Source organism: Microcoleus sp. Pol14D4, from assembly GCF_036701245.1.
Lineage (GTDB): Bacteria > Cyanobacteriota > Cyanobacteriia > Cyanobacteriales > Microcoleaceae > Microcoleus.
On sequence record NZ_JAUBQM010000015.1, the window covers coordinates 87881 to 88758 of the forward strand.

The window sequence follows — 878 nt, forward strand, 5'->3', positions numbered from 1 at the left end:
ACCGCCCGAAGTACCTCAACTACGACTGACCCCACTCCCGCCAACAACCAAGCTACATTCACCACACCTCTGACACCGACTCCCACAACTCCAACTCCCACACCGACTCCCACAACTCCAACTCCCACACCGACTCCCACAACTCCAACTCCCACACCGACTCCCACACCGACTCCCACACCGACTCCCACACCGACTCCCACACCGACTCCCACACCGACTCCCACAACTCCAACTCCCACACCGACTCCCACACCGACTCCCACACCGACTCCCACAACACCAACTCCCACACCGACTCCCACAACACCAACTAACAACCAACCGCCATTAGCCAACAATGCCAACTCCAGCCTCGGGCCCAACAGCAGCCAGTTAGTCACGGGATTGGGCGGCAGCGACCCCGACGGGTCGATCGCCTCTTACACCATCAACACCCTGCCTCCAGCAGACCAAGCCGTGCTGTTTTTAGGAGATCCAGCCAACGGTGGTGTACCGGTGACAGCAGGTCAAGTCCTGACGCCTCAACAGTTGCAGCAACTATTTTTCCAAACAACTGGCAACTTTACAGGAGCCAATTTCACCTACAGCGCTACCGACAACAGCGGCGCATCCAGTCCCGCTACCGCTACTGTGGCCGCCATACTTCCAACAGACAACCAACCGCCCTTAGCCAACAATGCCAACTCCAGCCTCGGACCCAACAGCAGCCAGTTAGTCACAGGATTGGGCGGCAGCGACCCCGACGGGTCGATCGCCTCTTACACCATCAACACCCTGCCCTCACCAGACCAAGCCGTCCTGTTTTTAGGAGACCCAGCCAACGGCGGTGTACCGGTGACAGCAGGTCAAGTTCTGACGCCAGAACAGTTGCAGCA

At 58.7% G+C, this 878-nt stretch carries 1 pseudogene; it reads left to right on the forward strand.

From position 1 onward, the window contains the following. Positions 1-878, forward strand: a pseudogene (locus QUA33_RS08770) (DUF4347 domain-containing protein); the annotation flags it as partial.